5 protein-coding genes are annotated in these 5,733 nt (G+C 74.9%); all 5 read right to left on the bottom strand.

Annotation, left to right across the window (positions count from 1 at the left end; translation table 11 throughout):
* Window positions 1-132: 132 nt before the first annotated feature.
* Window positions 133-1,530 carry a class I adenylate-forming enzyme family protein gene (locus tag HUW36_RS24130; protein WP_174530270.1) on the bottom strand — a complete coding sequence of 466 codons (1,398 nt, stop codon included), beginning with the start codon at window positions 1,528-1,530 and terminating at the stop codon, window positions 133-135.
* 449 nt (window positions 1,531-1,979) lie between these two features.
* Complete coding sequence (locus HUW36_RS24125) at window positions 1,980-3,227, bottom strand: beta-ketoacyl synthase N-terminal-like domain-containing protein (protein ID WP_174530269.1); 1,248 nt, start codon at window positions 3,225-3,227, stop codon at window positions 1,980-1,982.
* Window positions 3,224-4,495: a beta-ketoacyl-[acyl-carrier-protein] synthase family protein gene (locus HUW36_RS24120; RefSeq protein WP_174530268.1), complete on the bottom strand. Its 1,272-nt coding sequence runs from the start codon at window positions 4,493-4,495 to the stop codon at window positions 3,224-3,226. Before HUW36_RS24120 ends, HUW36_RS24125 begins: the two co-directional genes overlap by 4 nt.
* A complete protein-coding gene (locus tag HUW36_RS24115) occupies window positions 4,492-4,902 on the bottom strand; it encodes a cupin domain-containing protein (RefSeq protein WP_174530267.1) in 411 nt (136 codons plus the stop codon). The genes HUW36_RS24120 and HUW36_RS24115 overlap by 4 nt, the downstream gene beginning before the upstream one ends.
* Window positions 4,899-5,606, bottom strand: a complete 708-nt coding sequence (locus HUW36_RS24110; protein WP_174530266.1) for an SRPBCC family protein — start codon at window positions 5,604-5,606, stop codon at window positions 4,899-4,901. The genes HUW36_RS24115 and HUW36_RS24110 overlap by 4 nt, the downstream gene beginning before the upstream one ends.
* Window positions 5,607-5,733: the final 127 nt, after the last annotated feature.

The raw sequence follows: 5,733 nt of genomic DNA, 5'->3' as shown, positions 1-5,733 counted from the left end.
CGGGCTGTGGCCGGTCCCCGGGCGCCCGGACGCGCGCGTCGGTCATCCGGCCGGCACCGACGAGCTGGTGCTCGCGGTCGCCGTGCTCGGCGCCGCCGGGCCGGTCGAGGTCGTGCTCGCCTAGCGGGCCGGTCACGAGGCCGCCTCCCGCAGGGTCGGCACCGCGCGGACCAGCTTGCCGGTGGTGGTGCGGGGCAACTGGTCGAGCAGGTGCAGCGCGCGGGGCCGCTTGAACCCGGCCAGCCGCTCGCTGATCAGGGCGTCCAGTGTCTCCTCGGTCGGGGTGCCGTCGGTCTGCACGTAGGCGCTGATGCCGTCGTCCCAGACCACCACCGCGGCGGTGACGCCCGGCAGCCCCGCCACGGTGGCCTCCACCTCGGTGAGGTCGACCTTCAGGCCGCCCACCGACACCTGCGAGTCGAGCCGCCCCCGCACGGTGACCAGACCGGTCCCGGGGTCGACCGTGCCGGCGTCGCGGGTGTGCAGCCAGCCGTCGGCCCAGCGGGTCGGGTCGGCGAGACCCACGTACGGGTTCGCCGGGCAGCTGACCCACAGCTCGCCGTCGCGCTCCCGCACCGCGATGCCGGGGGCGGGGGCGACGGCGGGGCGGTGCGCGCCGTACAGGTCGGTGCCGATGACCCCGACCTCGGTCATTCCGTACATGTTGCCCAGCGGGACGCCGTAGCGGTCGGTGAAGGCGCGGGCGACCGCGGCCGGGACCAGCTCGCCGCCGGTGGTCATGCGCCGCAGCTGTGGCAGCGGGCCGGTGGGCACGGTGGAGGCGAGCAGCCCGATGTGGAACGGCACGCCGAGCACGGTGGCCGGGGTGTCCTGGGCGGCGATCGCGGCGAGGATGGCGTCGCCGCCGAGCCGCTCCGGCGGGCACAGCTCGACCCCGGCGTGCAGACCGTAGAGCAGGCCGCCGACCAGGCCGAGCACGTGCACCATGGACGGCAGCAGGACGATCCGCTCGCCGGGCAGCGCGACCCCGTCGATCTCCGTGTAGCGGCGCACCTCGGCGACCAGGTCGGCGGCGGTGCGGCCGATCACCTTGGACGGGCCGGTGGAGCCGGAGCTGAGCTGGATCACCGCGTGCGGGCTGCCGGCGGGACGGTCGGAGTAGGACGACACGCCGGCGGTGACGTCGACGAAGACGCGCAGCGCGCCGCCGCCGGTGCGGACCGGCGCGACCACCACCTGCGGGGTGAGCCGGCGCAGGGCGAGGTCGACCTCGTGGTCGGTGAGCCGGTGGTCGAGCAGCACGGCCTGGGCGCCGACGCGCCAGGTGGCCAGCAGGTGCGCCACGTACGCCACCGACGGCGGCAGGCGCAGCGCGGCCGCGCCGCCCGGCCGCAGCCCGGCCCCGGTCAGGCGGGCCTGGGCCTCGCCGACGAGGCGGCGCAGCGTGCCCTTGTCGACCGGCTCCGGCAGGCGCAGACACACGTCGGTGTCACGGCCGGTGAACAGGATGTCGTCCACCCAGTCCACAGTCGTCGACGCATGATCGTCCGCCACGGGTTGTGCACTCACGACCGGCCACCGCCCAGCCTCGATGTGGGCGGATCCGCCCACCGGGTACGTCGTTCCGAGGTTCTGCGGGAACCCTATGACGGCCCTTCTCGGCATCGCCAGATGCAAATGGCTAGATCGAAAACAGCGGCTGGTGGATTGCTCAGGATCGATCGGACAGGCAGGATCGGACGCACGCCGGCAAGGTAGCCCGCCGGCCGCGCCCCCGTGCCCCGGCCGGCTCGCGGCGCCGGGACGGTTGACGGACGCCGCCACCGGGCACAAGGGAGCAGGCGGACGTTCCCGGTCCGCCCCGATCGGGCGGAGATGTCATGCGCTGGCTCTACCTCGTCCTGCTCCTCGTCGTGATCCTGACTCTCGTCGGACTGCGGGTGTGGCTCCCCAGGCGCGCCTTCCGGGCTGGTCGCTCCCTGCGTCAGCGCATCGACGGACGCGACTGAGCGGACCGCTCAGCCCTCGACCGTCGGCGGGGGCGCGGCGCCACGCAGCACCAACGCGCTGTTGAATCCGTCGAAGCCGCGCGCCCCGACCAGCGCGATCCGGCTGCGCGGCCGGCGAGGCTCGCGCAGGAACGTCAGCTCGCACCCGGGGGCGGGGTCGTCCGGGCCGGCCGAGACGGGCAGCACGCCACGCTGGAACGCCAGCAGCGCGGTGGCCGCGTCCAGCGCCGAGCCGCCCTGGTGGGCCCGGCCGGTCAGCGGCTTCTGCGTGGTCACCGGCGGGGTCCGGTCACCGAACACCGCGCGCAGCGCGCCCGCCTCGGCCCGGTCGTACGCCGGCACGCCGAGCGCGTCCGGCCAGATCACGTCCACGTCGTGCGGACGGACGGCGGCCCGGTCCAGGGCCAGCCGCAGCGCCCGGGCGTAGTGGGTCGGGTCGGGGCCGGCCTCCGGGTCGGTGGGGGCGGCGTCGTGGGTGGCCGCCCAGCCGGTGATCTCCCCGTAGATCCGCGCGCCCCGGTCCAGCGCGTGCCCCAACTCCTCCACCACGAACACCGCACCGCCCTCGGCCGGCACGTACCCGCTGGCCGCGGCGTCGAACGGCCGGTACGCGAGTTCCGGGTCGGCGACGTCGCTGAGCAGGCCGGAGCGCAGTTGGCAGGCGAGCGCGTACGGGCTCAGCGGGCACTCGGTCGCCCCGGCGACGACCACCGGGGTTCCCCGGCGGATGGTGCGCACCGCGTGCGCCAGGCTGTCCAGCCCGCCGGCCGACTCGGACACGGTCACCCCGGACGGGCCCTTGAACTGGTGCCGGATCGACAGCTGACCCACGCTTGCCGCGTAGAACCAGGCGATCGACTGGTACGCGCCGACCGTGCGGGTCGGGCCGCCCCAGAGCCGTTGCAGTTCCCGCTGCCCGAACAGGTTCCCGCCGGACGAGCTGGCCAGCGTGACCGCCCAGCGGTACGGGTCGGGTGACACCTCGGGCAGCCCGGCGTCGGCGAGCGCCAGCCCGGTCGCGGCGAAGCCGAGGTGGGTCCAGCGGTCGGTCTGCACCCGCTGCCGGGTGTCGGTGAACCCGGCCGGGTCGAAGTCGGCCACCTCCCCGGCCACCCGGGTCGGGTAGCGCGCCGGGTCGAACAGCGTGATCGGGCCCGTGCGCCGGGTGCCGGCCAGCACGGTCTCCCAGTGCGCGTCCGCGCCGACGCCGCTGGGCGCGACCACGCCGATGCCGGTCACCACCGCCCGCGCCGTCATGACGGCGTCACCGCCATCCGGCGGAAGACCATCGCGGACTGGAAGCCGCCGAACCCGCTGCCCACCGACAACGCCACGTCCACCGGCACCTCCCGGGCCTCGTTCGGCACGTAGTCCAGGTCGCACTCCGGGTCGCGGGTGGTCCAGTTGGCCGTGGGCGGGACCACGCCGTACTCGATGGCCAGCGCGCAGGCGGCCATCTCGATCGAACCGATGGCGCCGAGCGAGTGCCCGACCATCGACTTGATCGAGCTGACCGGCACCCGGTACGCCGTCTCCCCGAGCGCCCGCTTGAACGCGGCCGTCTCGTGCCTGTCGTTCTGCCGCGTGCCGGAGCCGTGCGCGCTGACGTACGACACGGCCGACGGGGCGAGCCGGGCCTGGCGCAGCGCGTCGGTGATGGCCACCGCCATCTCGGCGCCGTCCGGACGCAGCCCGGTCATGTGGAAGCCGTTGCTGCGGCTGGCGTAGCCGGCGACCTCGCAGTAGACGTGCGCGCCCCGGCGGCGGGCGTGCTCGGCCTCCTCCAGCACCAGCACTGCGGCGCCCTCGGCGAGGACGAAGCCGTGCCGGTCGGCGTCGAACGGCCGGGAGGCGTGCTCCGGGTCGTCGTTGTCCGGGCTGGTCGCGCCGATGGCGTCGAACGAGGCGACGGTCACCGGCGAGATCGGTGAGTCGGCGGCACCGGCCAGCACCACGTCCGCCTCGCCGTCGGCGACGAGCTGGTGGGCGTACCCGATCGCGTCGATGCCGGACGTGCAGCCGGTGGAGATGACCTGCGCCGGGCCGTGCAGGCCGTGCCGGCAGGCCACGTCGGCGGCCAGGCTGCTGGGCACCAGTGCCTGGTAGAGGTACGGCCCGCCGAGCGCGTGGTCGACCAGCCAGTGCCGGCCGGAGTCGCTGACCCGCACGTACTCCTGCTCCAGGGCCATCGTGCCGCCGACGGCGGTGCCCAGCACCACGCCGGCCCGTTCCCGCTCGGCGTCGGTGAGCGTCAGCCCGCTGTCGGCCAGCGCCTCGGCGGAGCAGGCGAGCGCGAACTGCACGTACCGGTCGGCGCGCTGCCGCTCGGCCAGGGTGATCCCGGCGGCGTCGGGGTCGAAGTCGCACTCGGCGGCGATCTGCGACCGGAACGGCGACGGGTCGAAGAAGCTGATCCGCCGGGTGGCGGTCCGTCCCTCGGTGATGGTCTTCCAGAACCGGTCCCGGGTGGCGCCGCCGGGCGCGACCACGCCGATGCCGGTGACCACGGTGCGCCGGCCGGTCACGACGGCTCCCGCGGCGGTGGGGCGGCGCTCTCGGTGTCGACGTGGCCGAGTTCGGGGCGGGGCGCGAGCGGCCCGAGGTGGAAGACCACCTCGGCGGGTTCGTCACCGGTGTTGCGCAGCCGGTGCCGCACGTCCTTGGGCACGTAGAGCGCCTCCCCGGCGGCCAGCGGCACCGGCACGTCGTCCAGGTCGACGGTGATCGCGCCGCGCGCCACGTAGAGGAACTCCTCGCTGTACGGGTGGTAGTGCTCGGCGATCCGCTCCCCCGGCGCGAGCGCGGCCACCCCCATGAAGCCGGAGGTGCTGCCGACGGTCTTCGGGCCGAGCAGCACCCGCAGCTCGCCGCCGCGGCGGCGGTCGGCGGGGACGTCGTGGACGGAGACCCGGGCGGTGGTGGTGTCGGTCATCGCGCGCCTCCCGCGTGCGCCCGCTCGATCCGCTCCTTGATCACGGCGAGCTGGACCTTGCTGTTGGTGTTGATCCGGCTGGTCATGCCGGCGTTGTCGACGGGCGCGGTGGGCTTCATCGCGAAGTCCTGCACCCAGGTCATCCGGGTGCCGCCGTCCACCTCCTCGTACCGCCAGTGGATCCGCATGTACTCGAACGGCCCGGTCTCGACGCGGCGGGCGTGCACCTCCCGCGTCGCCGGGTCGGCGGTGCGCTCGCTGACCCAGCTCCACGCCACCCCGTTCTCGTCGGGGTGCATGGTGAGCCGGAAGCGGACCGTGTCGCCCTCCGCGTGCAGGATCTCCACCAGCGCGTACTCGGTGAACAGCTCGGTCCACCGGGCCACGTCGTTGGTGATCTCCCAGACCAGCGGCAGCGGCGCCTCGATGTCGATCGCGTTCTCGGTGTGCCCGGGCGGGTCCGCCTTGCGGGCCACCAGGTCCGCGACGCCGGCGATGCTGAGCTGGCCGGCCTGTTCGGGGATCTTCACCCGCCACCTGTCGGCCACGACGGCGGAGAGTTCGAGCAGCGCCAGCGAGTCCATGCCCAGTTCCTCCAGGCTCGCGGCCGGGGTGCTGGCGGCGGCGTCGGGGTCCAGGCCGCAGTGCGTCACCAGGATGTCGGTGATCTCGCTGGCGAGCGGGCGGTCGGGGGCGATGGTCATCGGTTCCTCCAGGTGGTCGGGCCGGCGGCGGGCGCGGCGGGAACGGGGGTACGGCCGGCCGGGTCGGCCTCCGCACGCGGGTCGGGCACCGCCGAACGCAGCCTCGGCAGGGCGGCGTCGGCGTGGG

The sequence above is a fragment of the Micromonospora maritima genome (genome assembly GCF_902825405.1).
GTDB lineage: Bacteria > Actinomycetota > Actinomycetes > Mycobacteriales > Micromonosporaceae > Micromonospora > Micromonospora maritima.
The sequence above is the reverse complement of the archived record's forward strand: the minus strand, read 5'-3'. Positions and strand labels throughout refer to the sequence as shown.